We start from the raw sequence: 18836 nt of genomic DNA on the forward strand, positions 1-18836 counted from the left end.
CTCACATTCACCAAATGAAGTTGAAATTATAAACCCTGCATTTTTTTTTTCATAGATATAATTTATAAAAAAATATTATGTTCAAATTTTGAACATAATGATGTACATTAATATGTTAATGTTGAAGTGTTTCAAGTAAAAAATAATTTTTTTTGGACAGGTTTTAAAGGATGAATTCTATAAAGACTATAATAGATAATATTTTAACTAAGCTAAAATATGTTGGACTGTCTAATACTTTTAAATATTATTATTTTAGAATATGCAAAATAAAAAAGTTAATACAAATTAAAATTGATGAAAAAAGAATATTTATAAGAACCAACAGTCCTGATTTAAATGTTTCAATAGCTTCATTATACGAAGAATATAAAGATTTTAAAGGTCTAACAAAACAGTTATTAGAACCAAACTTAATAGTAGATGCGGGTGGTTATATTGGAACTTCTGCACTTAAATTCAGTGAAATGTATCCAAATGCTAAAATTGTAACATTGGAGCCATCAAGTGAAAATTATGAAATTTTATTACTAAACGTTAAAAATTATAAAAATATATATCCAATAAAATCGGCATTAGTTTCCTCAGCAAATGAAAAAATTGATATTCGTGATCGTTCTACTGGTCCATGGGGATATACTGTTGTTCGAAAGCCACTAGATAATAAAAACTCCAAAATAATTGAGAAAGTGAGCACAATTACACTTTCTGAAATAGTTAAAAAATTTAATATGAATATAAATGTTCTTAAGTTAGATATTGAGGGTGGTGAAAAAGATATATTTGATAACTGTCAAAAAGAAATTAAGGTAATTGAAACAATTATTGTGGAGTTGCATGATAGAATCATACCCGGATGTCGCTCTTCATTTGAAGATTCAAATAAAGACAAATATATTATTAAATTAGATGGTGAAAAATTTATTGCAACAAAATCAAATAATTAATAAAAAAAATAATGCTAAATATTTTTAAAAAAAAAAAATACCAAAAATATTTTTTAAAAGATAATATAAAAAAAGAAATTTCTGATGGACTTGCTGAAGTAGGAGACTGGACTTATGGCAATCCAAACATTATGAGATGGGACTGGAAAGACAAACTTATTGTTGGAAAGTATTCGTCTATAGGACCGGGTGTAGAGATAATATTTGGGGGAAATCATAGGTCTGATTGGATTACAACCTCACCACTTCCAGCTGGCACTTTTCAATATTTTGAAAAATTTACTAATGCTAAGGATATAAAAGATTTTATTACATCTAAAGGTAATATTGTTATTGGTAATGATGTTTGGATAGGAGCTAAAGTTTTGATTCTGTCGGGATCAACTATAGGCGATGGAGCTGTTGTTGCAGCTGGATCTGTTATAGCTGGAAACGTTGAGCCTTACACAATTGTCTGTGGAAACCCCTTTAGAGCTATTAAAAAAAGGTTTAATGAAGATCAGATAAAAAAACTATTAAAGATTAAGTGGTGGGATTTTGATGATAACAAAGTAAATGCAATAGCCAAAACTTTATGCTCGGAAAATATAGATCAATTTTTTAAGTTGTTAGAGAATAAAAAAAATTATTGAGATTAAAATTGATTTTTTTTTGGCTTCATTATTATAAAAAAAATTATAAGTAATGAAAAAATAGAATTAATCCAATTATTAAAAAAATTTCCAGAGGTAGACAAGGGAAATAAATGAGTAAGGAGTGCGGAGTTAATTATCAATACAGGTATAAATTTATTTTTTTTATATTTTAATTCTAAATACGAAAATTTAAAAAAACTAAAGATTAAATATAAGTATAATATTGAAAATATAGCAAAACCAAAGAATCCTGTTTCAGCTAACAATTGGAGGTAGATATTATGTGGGTGTGTTGTGCAAGACAAATTTTGAGATCGATGTCTATTAATGTCATATTTTTTACACTCTTTTCTAAAAGTATTTGGTCCCGAGCCAGTTATTTTATTATCCTTATAAATACGGTAAGCAGTATTAAAGTGATCTTTATGATAATAATAGAATATTGATTGATTTTTTATTAGATATTTAAGTGGATAAAAAAAACGGTTTTTAATAATATTATTATTTTCAAAAATAATAAAGATTAGTGTTAATGATATTAGAGAAATAGTGATCAATCTCTTTAATCCAATAAAATTAATTAGAAACAAAGAACATAAACCAAGAAATAATAAATGTGTATAAATTGAAGCACGTTCTCCTGATATAAATATTGTTAATGTAGTTAGTACACTTAAAAAGATAAAAAAAATATTATAATTTTTATTTTTATTTTCAAAAAAATAAAAAAAAGTTGCTAATAAAATTGGATAGATTTTAGATAAAAAAGACCCTAAGATCATTTCATCTCCAAATACACCGCTGACTCTACTAGAAAAAATTCTTTTAAAACCTAAAGTATTATAATTAAAATAATATTGAACAAAAGCGTCTAAACATATTAATAAAAATAGCAATGATAGTATATTTCGAAATATAATTAAATCTTTTTTAAATTTATCAATTAAAAAAATTGAAAAAAAAATAAATAAAAAAAATCTCAAATTTAGAAAACTACTTTTAATAGAAAAAAGAATATATTCTGAAATTAAAGAACAAAAAATTGCTACAATATAGAAAATAAAAAAAATTATGATTAATGTATCAGATTTGTAATGTGATAATTTGATTTCTTTTATAAAAAAAAAAACATTATTGAATACAAAACTACAACTGCATCTGGTAAAAAAGGACCAGTAACCAAAAAAAGTGGCATAAGAAAAAACAAATACAAGAATTTTTTTAGTGTCAATCTATAACTCATTTAATTTTTCTTAAAGAGTTGAGTTATCTTTTTGGAATTATTTGGATTAATAAAATACTTCATGTAAGTTTTGTTTAAATCTTTAATTATATTTTTTCTACGTAAAATTATATCATTAATAAGTAATTCGAATCCTTTTTCATTGCTAGATCCAAGAGTCAAATTTAAGTATCTTATTCTAAACATTTTAATTTTATTCTTAATAAATACGTCTTTTTTATCAAGGTTTTTTAAATTCTGTAAATTAAGAAGTTCAATGTTGGGAATACCAGCAGCATTCATATCATTTGCCAAATCAGAAAAAAATGAAATAGAAAAAAATGCATTTTTTGAGATTCCATAAGGGTGATTTTTGCTAATTATCCAATTTTTTTTATAAAATTTTTTTCCTAATATCTTAAAATAATATTCATTAATATTTTCTTTAGGGTGAGTTTTAATTACTAAATTATACCCCATTTTATCTATAACAATTTTCTTAATTTGTTTTATTAAAATTATTTTTTTTTTATCTGTAAAATATTTGCCATCTGTATGTCTTGAAATAAGAAAAATGTATTTTTTTCCATTAAAATATTTTTTTTCATATTTGTTACTAATTTTTTTTATCCAACTTTTTTCATGCTTAGGATTACCAAGCCTGATGTAGTTATTTTCATTTAATTTGAGCATTGTTTGAAAAAAATTAATTTCTTGTTTTGTTTTAGAAAATAGAACAATTTTAAATTTATCACCTAAATCATTCTGCTTATTAAACGAAAATTTTTTAGTATATGGAAAGCCTGAGCCATGGTTAATACTGATTTTATCAATATGTTTTGCACTTGTTGCAAATTCTTTCAAAGAATCTTTGGTTAGTTCTATTGCATCACAAAGGATGAATTTATAATTATTAAGAAAATTTTTATATTCAACTTTTTGTTTTTTTTTAAAGATATTATGTTTAAAGATGTAATTGTATATATTGAATTCTTTATTAAAAAATCTAACATTATTTCTATTTAAATTTTCTGATACTTTTTCCAAAAAACTTAGATTATTTTTTTTAAGGTTTTTGATTTGATAAATTTTTTCTTTTTTTGAAATAGAATAAAAGTTTTTAAAATTCTTTTTTAAAATTTCATAAAAAAATTTTTCTTTTGAAATATTTTCTAATATTCCTGGTTTGATAACAAAAAAATCTATTTCATATTTATTTGACAGTTTTTCAAGTATGGGAGCCCATGTATCCAGCAAACCTAGTCCTGGAGAACATAAAAATAGTATTTTTTGCATTATTGGTCTACTTATAGTTTTTTAAATCTATGATTTGATCACATTTTTTTAATACTTTATCATTATGCGAAACTATAATTATTGTAAAATTATTTTTAATAGAACAAATTTCATTTAGAATAGTATTTTCAGTAGTTTCATCAAGAGCATTTGTTGCTTCATCTAATATTAATAGTTGTGGTTGAAAATAAATTGCTCTAGCAATACATATCCTTTGTTTTTGACCACCTGAAATGTTTGTTGAATTTTCACTAATGATTGTATTTTCCTTATCCTGAAGACTGTTAACAAAGTCAGCAATATTAGCAATTTTTATAGCATTAATTAGTTTATTATGGTCAATTAAATTATCACTCACACCTACTGCAATATTTCTTTTAATAGAGTCATTTAATAAGAAAGTATCTTGATGAACAAGACCAATATTATGACAACTAATATTTTCTTGGTGTATTTTTTTTGAATCATTGTAAAAACCACCTTCAGTAAATTTAAGTTGACCAACTAAACAGTTCACAAGTGTACTTTTTCCAGATCCAGTTTCTCCTTTTATGCCAATTATTGAGTTTTTAGAAATTTTAATATTCAAATTTTTAAATAAGTATTTTTCATCATTATCAAACTTAAATGATGCATTCATTACTTCTAAATCGCGGTTTAAAGCTATTATATTTTTCTTGATAATTTTTTTTTTATTATATTTAAGGATATTTTCTAAAAAATATTCAGCTGATGATAGTGAAACCTTTATTCCTTGAATGGCAACTAAAATTCTGCTTATACTAGGTGCAATTCTTAATCCTGCAGCAGCAAAAGCAGAGAATACTAAAATAACCTCATTAGAACTTCTATTTTCTGCTAAATTGACTATTAAAAGAATTAATAAAACTGAAACAATTACTAGGTCAATAAAATATCTTGGTATGCCACTAATAAATGCAATAAATTTTAACCTAGTTGCTAAATAGCTTTCATTTTTAATAAAATTTTTAAGAAAAAAATTTTTAATTTCAAAGTGTTTAATTAACTTGAAACCAAAAAATACTTGTTGCGAAATGAAAAGTTTTTTTTCTTCAATATTTCTGATTTCTTGCCCAACATTATAAATATTTTTTCGCGTATAGTTTATATATATTAAAATAAATGGGACAGAGGTTACTAATAGTATTAAAAATGTTATGGGGTCTATAAAAAAAATTAGTACAGAGAGAATTAGGATAACCAGCAATTCATTTACCAAATAAAGTGTATGATATAAAAAACTATTAATTCTTACAATATCCGTAGTAATATTTCTTATATAAGTGGCAGTTTTGTCTTGAATAAAATTTCCATAATCAAGATTAACATATTTCACTAACAGTTTAGATGAAAAATAATATCCAATTTTACTGGTAAATTTTGTATGATAATTGAGTATTAAAATTAATATCAAAGTTTTAATTAAATAAACAATAAAAATAAAAAAGATTATAAAATAAGGGTCAACATTTTTAAAACTTGATAAAAAACTTAAAGTGTTGTTGTGCTCATTTAAGGCAAATGAAACACCACCTATCACAGCCGAAATAGAAAACAATTCAGTAAAACTTGCTACAATTATTAAAATAAGTGAAATATTAAGTTTACGTTGTAATTTTAAACTTAAATTTTTTTTTATATTAAAAAATGTATGAAAAATTTTCATTTTGTTAAATAGATTTTATACATACCACTAACATGTTTCTCAAACTTAAGAGAACTTAAAAATTTTTTATTTTTTTCTATACTTTTATATAAGTATTTAATTTCATTTTTATGTAATTTTGACCATTTTGCCTTTCCTAGCTTTGAAGACACCAAATGGAAGTCAAACTTATTTTTTATAAAAGGAATATATTTAAGTAACACTCCTAAAAAAAAACCTATCTTTCTTTTAATAATATATTCCATCAAATTAAGAATACTAAAAAAATTAAAAGGATCTTGAATATAGCCATCATCTAAAAATTTTTTATTTATTGTATTAAAAATTATATTTGACGAATTTGAGTTTTTTTTGAAAAATAAAACTTTATTTAAAAGATTGGTATTATTTTTTTTTTTATTTATTTTAATTTTTTTTAATAGATTTTCATAACTATAAAAAGTTTCAGAGAGTTTTAAAGGTATATCACTAAGCACTTCTAAAAATTTTTTATAATCTTTATTGAAAAGAGTTAAAGTTTTTTTTTTATTAAACGCAGATTGAACTGAAACTGTACTATTAAAATGAATAAGGATATCTGAATTTAGGATCTGATCATTTAAATCAGATTTATTATCAATATAGCATTTCTTTGAAATTAAATTTTTCCATGTTTCTGGATTTTCCATTGGATGTGGTCTAATACAAATATCGAATTTATTTGTAGATACCAGTCTTTCAAATATTTTTTGATAATCAGCCAGAGCTTTTTTTTGCACTTCATATTCTAATTTAAGTGTTTTTAGATTTTTTTTGGATAAATTTTCTCCAAAAGCAGATATTGATAATCTTAAATAACTGCTTTCATCTTTTAATTTTACACCGATTGGATTAGCCAATGGAAAACTTGTAATAAACAAAATTTTTTTTTTTTATTTTTTTTATGAAAAAATTTTTTTTGCCAAACATCTATAATAGGTGACCCTGTAACAAAGTATTTGTTTTGAAATTTAGGGAATATTCTTTTCACATTTATAAAGTGATTTTTCCCCCAAAAAAAAATTAAATCACTTAGCTTTAAACCAGTTTCACTGTATCTTTGTAAAACACCATATTTACCATTGCTTGGCACTAATCCCTCAATATCCAATGAAGATATAAAATGGTTATTTTTTTTCAGCTTTTTTAAGATATTATTTTCACCAGGCACAATACTTTTTAACAGCCATACGGACCTTGAAAAATTTTTTATAAATGGAAATACTTGCTGTTTTTGACCAATATAAACTACCCAATTTTCCTTTAAAAAGTTAATTGATAAATTTATAACAGATAATAATTCTCTTTTTTTAATTTCTAATGGAATAATTAATTTTTTAGACATTTTTTATATAAAATAGTACAGTTTGTTCAAAATTTGAACATATATTTTTAACATATTTAATATCATGAATAACGACGAACTTAGCATTTTAAGAAAAATAGAAAAAGAGAAACAAATTAACCAGCGTAAAATTGCAAGTGAATTAGGCATAAGCTTGGGTAAAGTAAACTATTGTTTAAAAGAACTGAAAAAAAGAGGGTTCATTAAAATTAACAATTTTTCTCAAAGTAAAAAAAAATTAAACTATATATATTTGGTTACTCCAAAAGGCATAACCGCCAAAACAAAGGCAGTTCTAAATTTTATGAAAATAAAAATGAGAGAATATGAGGAATTAAAAAAAGACCTATGAAAAAAATTTTAATAACCGGGTGTGCTGGATTTATAGGATATCACTTAACAGAAAAACTAATAAAAGATAAAAAATATCGTATTTACGGAATCGATTCCTTGAATAACTATTACGACATTAGTTTAAAAAAAAAACGATTAGCTAATTTAACAAAATTCTCAACTTCTAAATTCAATTTTTATAAAATAGACCTGAAGCAATTTAAAAAGATTGAAGCCTTATTTAAAAAGCATAAGTTTGATTATGTGATTCATTTAGCTGCTCAGGCTGGTGTGAGATACTCAATAACAAATCCAGACACGTATATTAGCAATAATTTATTTGGATTTTATAATTTAATGAAATTATCTGCTATATATAAGATAAAACATTTTATGTTTGCATCATCTAGTTCAGTCTATGGAAATGTTAAAAAATTTCCAGTTAATGAGAGTGACAACACTGACAGACCACTATCCTTATATGCAGCAACCAAAAAAAGTAATGAAGTAATGGCATATTCATTTTCTAATATTTATAAAACTCCATGCACTGCCTTAAGGTTTTTTACTGTCTATGGACCATATGGTAGACCTGATATGGCTTTGTTTAAATTTTCTGAGAAGATTTTAAATGATAAAAAAATTGATTTATACAATAATGGAAACCACGAAAGAGATTTTACATATATTGATGATGCAATCAAAATGGTTTTAAAGGTAATAAAAAAAATTCCTAAAAAGAAAAGTTTTTTTCAGGTTTTCAATATTGCCACAGGAAAACCAAAAAAATTATTTCAATATCTTAAAATTATAGAAAAGAACTTAAAAAAGAAAGCAAAGATTAATTATTTACCATTACAAAAAGGTGATGTTATAAAAACTCATTCAAAGGTCAAGATTGATATAAGATTAAAGAATACCACTTCAATCGAAAAAGGTATAAAGATATTTATCAGTTGGTATTTGTCATATTTAAAATAAAAATAAAAAGGAAAAATGCATAAAAATATAAGACTACAAAAAATTATTAATAATAAGAATATACTTATTACTGGAGCAACAGGATCATTTGGAAATCAATTTATAAAAGTATTACTTCATTCCTTTTCAGCAAAAAAAATAATAATTTTTTCAAGAGATGAATACAAACAGTGGCTTATGGAGAGTGAGCTTAAAAGTTTAAAAGTTTCCAAGAAGAAACTAGCATCTTTAAGATTTTTCATAGGTGATGTAAGAGATTATGACAGACTTAATTTAGCCTTAAAAGATGTTGATATTGTTATTCACGCAGCAGCATTAAAACAAGTTATACCAGCTGAATACAATCCAAGCGAATATATAAATACAAATATAAATGGAGCTCAAAATCTTATCAAAGCATGTTTAGAAAACAACGTTGAAAAAGTAGTCGCGTTATCTACTGATAAAGCTGCAAACCCAATAAACCTCTATGGTGCAACAAAGCTTGCATCGGATAAACTATTTGTGGCAGCAAATAATATAGTCGGTAAGTCGAAAGTGAGATTTTCCACAGTTAGATATGGGAATGTTGTAGCTTCACGTGGTTCAGTTATACCATTCTTTAAAAACTTAGTTTTAGAAAAATCTACTTATTTACCCGTCACAGATGACAGAATGACGAGGTTTTGGATAACATTAAATGAAGCTGTAGATTTTGTCCTATCAAGTTTATTGAGAATGCAGGGTGGAGAGATATTTGTTCCAAAAATTCCATCTGTTAAAATTTTAGATTTAGCAAAAGCAATCGGCCCCAATTTAAAAATTAAGATTACAGGCATTAGACCAGGAGAAAAATTACATGAACTCTTATGTCCAAAAGATGACTATTATCATACTATAGAATTTAAGGATCATTTTGTAATATTTCCAACATTAGATATGACAGATTTTAATAAAAATTTCTTTATAAATAGATTAAAGGAAAAAGGTAAAATAGTTAAAAAGGATTTTGAATATAATTCAGAAAATAATCCAGTATTTTTAAAAGGAGAGAAATTAAAAAAACTAATCAATAATAACGATGATTCCTTATAGTAGGCAAAGTATACAAAAAAAAGATATAAATAGTGTTATCCAAGTTCTTAAATCTAATTTTTTGACACAAGGGCCAAAAGTTGAGCAATTCGAAAAATCAATAAGAAAGATTACTAAAGCTAAATATTCTGTAGCAGTCAATAGTGCAACAAGTGCGCTACATTTAGCTTGTATTAGCTTGGGTTTAAAAAAAAATGAATATTTATGGACGGTACCAAATACGTTTGTTGCATCTGCAAATTGTGCGTTACATTGCGGTGCAAAAGTTGATTTTGTAGATATTGATTCAAACACATTAAATATTTCATTAGAAAAACTTGAAATAAAACTTAAAAATACAATAAAAAAAAAATTACCAAAAATTCTTGTTACTGTCCATTTTGCTGGCTTACCAACTATGCAAGATGAAATATTTAAACTATCAAAAAAATATAAATTTAAAATCATTGAAGATGCGTCACATTCAATTGGAGCAAAATATAAAAGTGAGCCAGTAGGAAGTTGTAAATGGTCAGATATAACAATTTTTAGTTTTCATCCAGTTAAAATCATAACAACAGGAGAGGGTGGAATGCTTTTAACTAATAAAAAATATGTAGCAGAAAAATCAAGAATTCTTAGAACACATGGAATAATAAAATCAAAAAATAATGATTGGTATTATGAACAAAGATATTTAGGGTATAATTATAGAATGTCAGATATCCATGCTTCATTAGGAATTAGTCAAGTAAGAAGATTAAAAAAATTTATATCTAAAAGAAATGAAATAGCGGCACTATATAAAAGAGAATTATCAAACTTACCTTTAGATTTTCAGCAGATAGATAAAAATGCAATATCTTCATACCATTTATTTGTAATAAAATTTAAAAGCAAAAAATTAATAGCAAATTATTCTAAAATATTTAACTTATTAAGAAAAAACAAACTTTGGGTAAACTTACATTATTTACCATTGCATTTACATCCATATTATAAAAAATTAGGTTTTAAGGTTGGTTCATACCCTGAAGCAGAAAATTATTCTAAAAAATCTATATCTATACCAATTTTCTTTGAGCTATCTAAAAATGTACAATTAAAAACAATTTTAAAAATTAAAAAGATTATAAAATTACACAACTAATAAAAAAATAAAGTTTTAACAGTTGTAGTAGTACAATAAAATAACAAATATATTTTACTTGCTACATAAATTGAACTAATGGTTAACAAATAATTTTATTATGATAAAAATTGCATCTAATTTTAACCCATTAAGAATATTTTCTAAAAGTGGGCCCAATGTATTCATTTCAAGACTATTTAGGTCATTCAATACAAACAGCTTATTTAATGTTAAATCTGGAATTTTCCCAAATTATGATCTTGGTTTATATTTGGTTAAAAAAGGAAAATTGAATTTTAAAAAGCCATATTTTTTAAGAAATGGTGGAATATATATTGATAAAGTTGATACTATAAAAAATAGCAAATTTATTAATAGTGAAATTTTTAAGTCTGCAGAATATTCAAAAGGTATTATTTTTAATGCAGAATTTTGCAGAAAGTTGTTTTTTAGTTTTTACAAGTTGAAGAATAAAATACCCACAACAGTCATTTACAATGGTGTGCCTCTTAGTTTATTTAATCCAGATGGTTTGAATTTTAGAAATAGAATTGGGTTTTCACAAAAAGATAAAGTGATTATTGTTTCTGCAAGTTGGCGTAGGCATAAAAGATTAGAGGAAACTATAAAACTATTAGAAAAGTTAAATGATGATAATAATGAAAATTTTAGATTAATTGTATTAGGTAAAGTTGATAAAACTTTAAGAATAAAAAAAAATATTTATTTTGCAGGCGAAGTTATTCCCTCGTCTCTACCTAATTGGTATAGATCTGCTGATATATATTTGCATTTATCCTGGATAGAACCAAATGCAAACACCTTGGCAGAAGCTATTGGTTCTGGATTACCTTGTATATGTACAAATAATGGAGGTGTTGGTGAAACAGTTAAAATGTGTAATGCAGGCATTGTTTCAAATGCAGATGACGACTACCAGTTTAATTCTGTAGATTATTACAACCCACCAGAACCAAATTATACAGAGTTAAAAAAAGATATATTAACATTATTTGATAATTTAAAATATTTTAAGAATAACATTGATAGAAATCCAATTAATATTGACAATATAGCTGTGCAATATTCAGACTTTATAAATAAAAATTATAAATAAAAATTTTTTTTAAAATGAAAAATCCAGAGATATCAATAATTATGTCAGCTTATAATGCTGACAAGTATATTGCAGATTCTATCAACAGCATACTTAAACAAACATATACAAACTTTGAATTTTTAATAATAGATGATGCATCTAAAGATCAAACATTAAAGATTATTAAGAAATTCCAAAAAATTGATAAACGGATAAAATTAATTAAAAATAAAAAAAATATAGGTTTAACCAAATCCTTAAATAAGCTTAGTAAGAAGGCCAAAGGAAGATTTTTAGCAAGAATGGACGCTGATGATATTTGCTACACAAATAAACTAAAAAAACAAATTTCATGGTTCAAAAAGAATCCAAAAGCAATACTATTAGGAACATCAGGATTTAAGATAAATGAAAATTCAAGAAGATTAAGCAAATACAGATTACCTGCCATAAGCCATGAAAAAATTGTAAAAAAGTTAATTTTTAATAATTTTTATTTACATAGCTCAACCATGTTTAAAAGGATTAGTTTTTTAAAAATAGGCGGGTATAGAAGTTTTTTTCTTTATTCTCAAGATTATGATTTATGGATTAGGATGGCTAAAGAAGGAAGAATAGGAAACTTAAGTGATAATTTAGTAGGAATAAGATCTCATTCAGACTCAATAAGTTCAAACAATAAAAAAGAACAAGTTTATTATGCAATACTTGCAAGCTGTTTAAAATATAAAGATTTAAAAATTAAAAGCTTTATAAAAAAAAATTTTTTTGATCAATTAAAGTTAAATAAATCCATAGCTCCTCATTTTAATTGCTTAAGTTTTTTATATTCAGAAAGTTTGCCTAAAAAATACAGAGTCAGTTTTTTTAGTTTAAGTATAAAAGAAAAAATGTATTTACTTAAGGATATAAAATTTTTACTAATAAAAATTTTCAAAAAATTTTGATATATCTATTTTTTCTTGAGAGCAGTTTTGTCCAATAATACTCTAGTTAAAAAGTAGACAAATATATACATGAAACAGAATATGGATGTTAATTTTATTTGGGCCAACTTATCATTAATATCTAAATTAATTTGAATAAAAAATAATAATAAAATTATAGTGATAATTAAGCTAGAAATATTATTTTCATATTTCTTAAGAAATTTATTTTTAACAACAATTTCACCAATCAGGTGGTGTAAATGTAATTTATCTGGGTTATAAGGAGATGATTTATTGTAAATTTTTCTTACAAAAGAAACTAAAACTTCAATTACAGGATATAAAAAAAGATTTATTAGATAAAATGCAGATATTTCATAATTAATAAAAAGGTTGATTGTTATTAAAGCCGTGACTGATGATAAAAAATATGAACCATTATCACCAAGATAATTTTTATTTAATAAATTAAATACATAAAAAATAATTAGGGGTAAAGACATGAGTTGCAAAATATAAGCTTCAACACTTGCATCTTCTATTAAATTCAATTGGTAAATTAAGGATATAAAACAAAGAAAATAATAAGCTACTACATTACCATTTTTTCCATCAATAAAATTAGTTCCATTTATTAAAATTACAATACAAAGGCCTGAGAAAATGATTGAAAAAATATTAATCTGAAGAAATATATCCAATAATTTTATCCCCACGTTATTAATAAATAATTGAGCATTAATTATAATAAAAAAGGATATAATGAGCATCACTAATAGTCTTTGTTGGGGGCTGATTTTAAAATTTACATCAGAAAGAATACCTAAAATTAAAAAAATTAATCCATATAAAAAATAATTCATAAAAATAAAATTATTAAAGAAAGAAATAATTATGAAGGAAGTTACAAAAAATATTCCACCACTTAATACTATATTTTTAATTTTTGGCTCTTTATGTTTGAAGCCAAAACTGTTGTGGAGCAAGATATTTTTTTTCTTAAGTAATAAATTTAATATGCTTAAAATTAATAAGCTAAAAACTAAGTATTCGAACATTCTTAATATACTATAAACATTTTATATAATCAGTCTATTACTCTATCTTTCAATGTAATCAAAGAAGTAAAACTTATTTGTTTTGATATTTAAATATCTTTGATCAAAGGTATCTTTAACTAAATAATTACTAACTGACTCAAAAGGAAAGTTATTAAACTTATATTTATCATTTCTTTGAAACTCATTGTTAATTCTTTTAATATTTAAAATATTAAAAATAACCAAACTAATAATAATTAAAGAGTAAATTGATTTATTATTATTTTTTTCTTCATTAATATTAGTAAAATTTCCCACTAATAATATAACAAAGCATACTAATGCGTAAAATCCAAATCTTAGCTGTGGTAAGTAAGAAATCCAAAATATTAAAGAAAAAACAGATGATAAAAAAAATATCATATCAACAAGATTAAAAGTTTTCAGTTTAAAGTTTTTGTAGTTTAAGGCTATAATTAGAAAAGTTATTAGAATCATAATAATTAGAAATTCAAAAATTTTATAATTAAAATAATTTTTGTACCAAATTGGGAACCAACTACTAAATTTTAGAAATAATTCAGGGTTATTGGTTATAGTTGTTTGATGAAAATAACCCTTAGCCCACAATTCAACAACTTGACTAAAATCTAAAATTTTCTCAGAATTTATTGCCCATGGAATTATTTTATCATCCAAACAGGTAAATTTTAAATAATAAAAAAAACAACCAGATTTAAAAAAATTATCAATTATAATTAATAGAAATAATACTAAGAAAAAAAAAATACTATTTTTATTTATTAAAAAAAATTCTTTAAAATTACCATTGTACTTTGTTGATGAGTGTAAAAATATAATTAAAAATACAGGAAAAAAAAATAAAGAAGTTGCCTTAATAGAAACAGCATAAAGAAAGAAAATGCAAATTAATGAAAGATTAATTTTAATATATTTATTATTGGAGTAAAAATATATTAGCACTATAGACAAAAGTATAAAGCCTGAAATATAGTCATATCCATATTCAGAAATACGCGTAAACTTTGTCAGTAAAAATATTAATAAAAATAAATTTATAAAATTAAATTTTTTTTTATATAAAATTTCAGAGATTAAAAATAAACAAATATTAAAAAATATTAAGAAAATTGGTACATGTAAAAATTTATAATTTATAATGGGCAACACAAATATTTTTTGTAGGTATGATAAAAAAGAGGAATATGTATAAATTATTTCTAAGTTGCTTAAGCCTAAAATCAATTTTGAATTGGATATTACATCAATAAAAGGTAAATGGTTTGATGTAAAGTCTTCATGTGTTTTTGAAATTAAGACGCCCACACACAGCAACATCAAAAGTATAATATTTGTTTTTTCTATTTTTTTTGAATACTTATTTCTCTGTTTTAAATAAATTAATAAACCAAAAGTTAAGATTAATAAATTTATATGAATATTAGTAATAGAAAGTATATATAATATATAACCAATTACATTTAGCGTAATTATGCCTAGAAAGAACTCTATAAATTTTTGAAAATATCTTTCATTTGAAAAATAGTCTAGCTTGATAATTTTTTTTGTTACTTTTCCATATCCTAGGATTGATAATTGTGACAAAAATATAAAGATAATAAAAAAAACAAGATATAGATAATTTATCATTAAATCTAAAGATAAGGGATTTTATGATTTTTTGGTATAATTATATTTCTTATAAGTAAGACAATTTAAGAAAAATTAAAATGTATTCATCTTTTGAATATAATTAAAATATTAATTGCACTTGCTTCTTTATGATAATCATAAATAAACTAACTTTTAGAAATAAATTAAGTTTTTCAAGATCATAAGCTGTCTATTTATGTCAATAAATGGGTTTTTTTATTGGTAGAATTAGGTTTACTTTTTTAAAAAAATTGCTATTAATCTGCTGCCGGTGATTATTGCGAAGGGGTTATACCCGATCCCATTCCGAACTCGGAAGTCAAGCCCTTCAGCGCCAATGGTACTTTGTCTTAAGACACGGAAGAGTAGGACATTGCCGGCTATAAAAAAAAATTATGAAAATTAAAAGCTCATTAAAATCACTCAAAAAAAGAGACCTTAATTCTAAACTAGTTAGAAGACGAGGCAGAGTTTATATAATAAACAAAACCAATCCCAAATTTAAAGCAAGACAGAAGTAATTTTATGGATAATCAAGACCATAAAAGTACCTGGAATAATTTTACAAAATTTGTATTGTGGGGAACTGTCGCGGTAATAGCAGTTTTAGTTCTAATGGCAGCATTCTTATTGTAGAATTCCATATGAGAATTGTTTCAATTTCAGAAGATAAAAAAATAGAAAAAAGAATTGCAATTACACCTGATATAGCAAAAAAATATATAGCACTCGAACTTGAAGTATCCTTACCTGAAAATTATGGTGAACATTTAGGCTTTAAAGATAATGAATATAAGGAATTAGGTGTAAAAATTTCTAAAGATGATAAAGAAATTATAGAAAGTGCAGATATTATTGTTCAGGTGGGGCTACTTTCAGTTGATAAAATTTCTCTTTTAAAAAAGAACCAAATTTTAGTTGGTATTTTAGATCCATATACTAATAAAGAAAAATTAGATAATTTAGCAAAAGATAATATTAATAGTTTTTCTTTGGACTTGCTACCAAGAATTACAAGAGCACAGTCTATGGATATACTTTCTTCACAAGCTAATCTTGCTGGGTATAAAGCGGTTGTGGAGTCATTTGCAAAATTTGAGAAAGCCATACCAATGATGATGACTGCAGCTGGAACAGTTCCTGCAGCTAAAGTTTTGGTTGTTGGGGCAGGTGTTGCAGGACTGCAAGCTATAGCAACTGCAAAAAGAATGGGAGCTATTGTTTTTGCTACAGACGTTAGAATGGCTTCCAAAGAGCAAGTTGAAAGTCTAGGAGGTAAATTTTTAACTGTAGAAGGTGCAGAAAATCTTGAAACAGAGGGTGGTTATGCCAAAGAAGCTTCCGATGATTTCAAAAAGAAGCAGGAAGAGCTATTAGCTGAAACTCTAAAAAAAATTGATATTGTAATATGCACTGCTCTGATACCAGGAAAAAAAGCTCCATTAATAATTAAAGAAAGAATGATAAATGGGATGCAAACAGGATCAATTATTTATGATTTGGCTGCTATACAAGGAGGAAATACTGCTTTTACTGAAGTAGACAAAGTAATTAATAAAGGTGGTATAAAAATTATGGGTGAAAAAAATATTTTAAACAAACTGCCAATTTCAGCATCAAGCTTGTATGCAAAAAATGTCTTTAACTTTGTTGTAAACTTATATGATAAAGAAAATAAAAAAATTAATATTAACCTAGAAGATGAAATAATTGAAAAAACACTAATTAAGTAAGATTATGGAGATAGATCCTTTTATATTTAGACTAAGCATTTTTATACTTTCAATATTTATTGGATATTATGTTGTTTGGAGTGTTACACCTTCTCTGCATACACCTCTGATGTCAGTAACAAATGCTATTTCGTCAGTAATTATCGTAGGAGCTATCATAGCTGGACTAGCTGGAAATTCAGATAATATTTTTAATATCTCGAGCATTTTTGGATTTTTAGCTATATCTCTGGCAGCAATAAATATTTTTGGAGGATTTTTAGTCACTCAAAGAATGCTTGCGATGTATAAAAAAAAGAAGAAGGATAAATAATGATATCAGCGAATTTATCAGCAATTTTTTATTTGATTTCAGGTGTATTGTTTATTTTAGCATTAAGAGGATTATCTTCTCCAGAAACATCTAGACAGGGTAATTTCTTTGGTATTTTAGGAATGGTTATTGCCATAACAGTTACATTCTTATCTATAGGAAATTTTTCGAGTGGTTTTATTTATGTTTTAATATTTCTTTTAATTGGTGGTCTAATTGGTGCGTTTATAGCTTATAAAATACCAATGACTGCTATGCCAGAACTCGTTGCTGGCTTTCATAGTCTTGTAGGACTTGCAGCAGTATTTGTTGCAATATCAGCTTTTTTAAATCCTGAAGCTTTTAATCTTGGATTACCAGGAAGTATTAAGCTTGGAAGTTTAATTGAAATGTCAATTGGTGCAGCAGTTGGTGCAATAACATTTTCAGGTTCAATAATTGCTTTTTTAAAACTTCAAGGAATAATGTCTGGCTCGCCCATAACATTCAGAGGACAGCATCCACTCAATGCTTTAATTTTAATTTCTATAGTGGTTGTAACTTATCTATTGTGTTCAACCCAATCTGCAAACTTTTTTTGGATATTGTTAGCTATATCTTTTTTAATTGGATTTTTATTGATTATTCCAATCGGAGGTGCAGATATGCCAGTTGTAATATCAATGCTAAATTCTTATTCTGGTTGGGCAGCTGCAGGAATTGGTTTTACTTTAGAAAACACTGCTTTAATTATTACTGGAGCTTTAGTTGGTTCGTCAGGAGCAATTTTATCATACATAATGTGTAAAGGTATGAATCGTTCTTTTTTCAACGTAATTTTAGGAGGATTTGGAGCAACAGATCAGACCCTATCTACTGGAAGCAAAGAACAAAAACCTGTTAAAAATGGTAATGCTGAGGATGCAGCATTTTTGATGAAAAATGCGTCATCAGTTATAATAGTTCCCGGATACGGTATGGCTGTAGCTCAAGCGCAGCATGCATTAAGAGAAATGGTAGATACGCTTAAGAAAAATGATATTAAAGTTTCTTATGCCATTCATCCTGTTGCAGGAAGAATGCCAGGGCACATGAATGTATTGCTAGCTGAAGCAAATGTTCCCTATGATGAAGTTTTTGAATTAGAAGAAATTAATAATGATTTTGCAAATGCAGATGTAGCATTTGTAATAGGAGCTAATGATGTCACAAATCCTGCTGCAAAGACTGACCCTCAAAGTCCAATTTATGGAATGCCAGTTCTGGATGTGGAAAAATGTAAGTCTGTGTTGTTTGTAAAAAGAAGTTTATCTCCTGGATATGCTGGAATTGATAATGATTTGTTTTATAAAGAGAACACTTTAATGTTGTTTGCTGATGCTAAAAAAATGACAGAAGACATAACAAAAAATTTATAAAT

General features: G+C 25.0%; 20 protein-coding genes and 1 rRNA gene. 14 read left to right on the forward strand and 7 right to left on the reverse strand.

The genetic code is table 11. The annotated features are described in order from the left end of the window. The first annotated feature begins 170 nt into the window (after window positions 1-170). Window positions 171-947: an FkbM family methyltransferase gene (locus AC5YGA_RS00730; protein ID WP_415308657.1), complete on the forward strand. Its 777-nt coding sequence runs from the start codon at window positions 171-173 to the stop codon at window positions 945-947. 11 nt (window positions 948-958) lie between these two features. Beyond that, window positions 959-1579, forward strand: a complete 621-nt coding sequence (locus AC5YGA_RS00735; protein ID WP_496170006.1) for a CatB-related O-acetyltransferase — start codon at window positions 959-961, stop codon at window positions 1577-1579. A gap of 2 nt (window positions 1580-1581) precedes the next feature. Here AC5YGA_RS00735 and AC5YGA_RS00740 read toward each other — a convergent pair whose 3' ends face one another. The 5 genes from AC5YGA_RS00740 to AC5YGA_RS00760 form a co-directional block, all read right to left on the reverse strand. Then, window positions 1582-2565 (reverse strand): O-antigen ligase family protein, encoded by a 984-nt coding sequence (locus AC5YGA_RS00740; protein ID WP_496170007.1) that lies wholly within the window; start codon window positions 2563-2565, stop codon window positions 1582-1584. A 260-nt stretch (window positions 2566-2825) separates the two neighbouring features. Beyond that, complete coding sequence (locus AC5YGA_RS00745; protein ID WP_415308662.1) at window positions 2826-4100, reverse strand: hypothetical protein; 1275 nt, start codon at window positions 4098-4100, stop codon at window positions 2826-2828. Between the two features lie 7 nt (window positions 4101-4107). Next, on the reverse strand, window positions 4108-5787 hold the full coding sequence (locus AC5YGA_RS00750; protein ID WP_415308664.1) for an ATP-binding cassette domain-containing protein: 1680 nt from the start codon (window positions 5785-5787) through the stop codon (window positions 4108-4110). After that, window positions 5784-6665: a glycosyltransferase family protein gene (locus AC5YGA_RS00755; RefSeq protein ID WP_496170008.1), complete on the reverse strand. Its 882-nt coding sequence runs from the start codon at window positions 6663-6665 to the stop codon at window positions 5784-5786. The genes AC5YGA_RS00750 and AC5YGA_RS00755 overlap by 4 nt, the downstream gene beginning before the upstream one ends. Next, complete coding sequence (locus tag AC5YGA_RS00760; protein ID WP_496170009.1) at window positions 6644-7150, reverse strand: glycosyltransferase family protein; 507 nt, start codon at window positions 7148-7150, stop codon at window positions 6644-6646. Before AC5YGA_RS00760 ends, AC5YGA_RS00755 begins: the two co-directional genes overlap by 22 nt. 64 nt (window positions 7151-7214) lie before the next feature. On the opposite strand from AC5YGA_RS00760, the gene AC5YGA_RS00765 reads away from it, so the two are divergent. The 6 genes from AC5YGA_RS00765 (at window position 7215) to AC5YGA_RS00790 (ending at window position 12695) form a co-directional block, all read left to right on the forward strand. Beyond that, window positions 7215-7502: a MarR family EPS-associated transcriptional regulator gene (locus AC5YGA_RS00765; protein WP_415308667.1), complete on the forward strand. Its 288-nt coding sequence runs from the start codon at window positions 7215-7217 to the stop codon at window positions 7500-7502. Then, complete coding sequence (locus AC5YGA_RS00770) at window positions 7499-8464, forward strand: NAD-dependent epimerase/dehydratase family protein (RefSeq protein ID WP_415308669.1); 966 nt, start codon at window positions 7499-7501, stop codon at window positions 8462-8464. The genes AC5YGA_RS00765 and AC5YGA_RS00770 overlap by 4 nt, the downstream gene beginning before the upstream one ends. Before the next feature lie 42 nt (window positions 8465-8506). Next, the gene (pseB, locus tag AC5YGA_RS00775; RefSeq protein WP_415309357.1) at window positions 8507-9538 is read left to right on the forward strand and encodes a UDP-N-acetylglucosamine 4,6-dehydratase (inverting); all 1032 of its coding nucleotides are present in this window, start codon (window positions 8507-8509) and stop codon (window positions 9536-9538) included. Next, complete coding sequence (pseC, locus tag AC5YGA_RS00780; RefSeq protein ID WP_415308671.1) at window positions 9525-10667, forward strand: UDP-4-amino-4,6-dideoxy-N-acetyl-beta-L-altrosamine transaminase; 1143 nt, start codon at window positions 9525-9527, stop codon at window positions 10665-10667. The genes pseB and pseC overlap by 14 nt, the downstream gene beginning before the upstream one ends. 100 nt (window positions 10668-10767) lie before the next feature. Beyond that, window positions 10768-11766 (forward strand): glycosyltransferase family 4 protein, encoded by a 999-nt coding sequence (locus AC5YGA_RS00785; RefSeq protein ID WP_415308673.1) that lies wholly within the window; start codon window positions 10768-10770, stop codon window positions 11764-11766. A 14-nt stretch (window positions 11767-11780) separates the two neighbouring features. Then, complete coding sequence (locus AC5YGA_RS00790; protein ID WP_415308675.1) at window positions 11781-12695, forward strand: glycosyltransferase family 2 protein; 915 nt, start codon at window positions 11781-11783, stop codon at window positions 12693-12695. 5 nt (window positions 12696-12700) lie between these two features. Here the strand turns inward: AC5YGA_RS00790 and AC5YGA_RS00795 are convergent, their stop codons facing one another. Then, window positions 12701-13735 carry a hypothetical protein gene (locus tag AC5YGA_RS00795; RefSeq protein WP_415308676.1) on the reverse strand — a complete coding sequence of 345 codons (1035 nt, stop codon included), beginning with the start codon at window positions 13733-13735 and terminating at the stop codon, window positions 12701-12703. 42 nt (window positions 13736-13777) lie between these two features. Further along, complete coding sequence (locus AC5YGA_RS00800; RefSeq protein ID WP_415308678.1) at window positions 13778-15388, reverse strand: DUF8201 family protein; 1611 nt, start codon at window positions 15386-15388, stop codon at window positions 13778-13780. A gap of 270 nt (window positions 15389-15658) precedes the next feature. Between AC5YGA_RS00800 and rrf the strand changes: the two genes are divergently transcribed. From rrf to AC5YGA_RS00830, 6 genes are all read left to right on the forward strand, one after another. After that, window positions 15659-15773: ribosomal RNA gene (gene rrf, locus AC5YGA_RS00805) — 5S ribosomal RNA — on the forward strand. A 13-nt stretch (window positions 15774-15786) separates the two neighbouring features. Continuing rightward, complete coding sequence (gene ykgO / locus AC5YGA_RS00810; protein WP_006997331.1) at window positions 15787-15912, forward strand: type B 50S ribosomal protein L36; 126 nt, start codon at window positions 15787-15789, stop codon at window positions 15910-15912. A gap of 4 nt (window positions 15913-15916) precedes the next feature. Further along, on the forward strand, window positions 15917-16027 hold the full coding sequence (locus AC5YGA_RS00815) for an aa3-type cytochrome c oxidase subunit IV (protein ID WP_415308679.1): 111 nt from the start codon (window positions 15917-15919) through the stop codon (window positions 16025-16027). Window positions 16028-16035: 8 nt separating this feature from the next. Then, entirely contained in the window at window positions 16036-17124 is a 1089-nt protein-coding gene (locus AC5YGA_RS00820) for an NAD(P) transhydrogenase subunit alpha (protein ID WP_415308681.1), read from the forward strand. Window positions 17125-17128: 4 nt separating this feature from the next. Further along, on the forward strand, window positions 17129-17437 hold the full coding sequence (locus AC5YGA_RS00825) for a proton-translocating transhydrogenase family protein (RefSeq protein ID WP_415308683.1): 309 nt from the start codon (window positions 17129-17131) through the stop codon (window positions 17435-17437). Further along, complete coding sequence (locus AC5YGA_RS00830; protein WP_415308685.1) at window positions 17437-18834, forward strand: NAD(P)(+) transhydrogenase (Re/Si-specific) subunit beta; 1398 nt, start codon at window positions 17437-17439, stop codon at window positions 18832-18834. Before AC5YGA_RS00825 ends, AC5YGA_RS00830 begins: the two co-directional genes overlap by 1 nt. Window positions 18835-18836: the final 2 nt, after the last annotated feature.

The organism is Candidatus Pelagibacter sp. uisw_091, assembly GCF_059512525.1.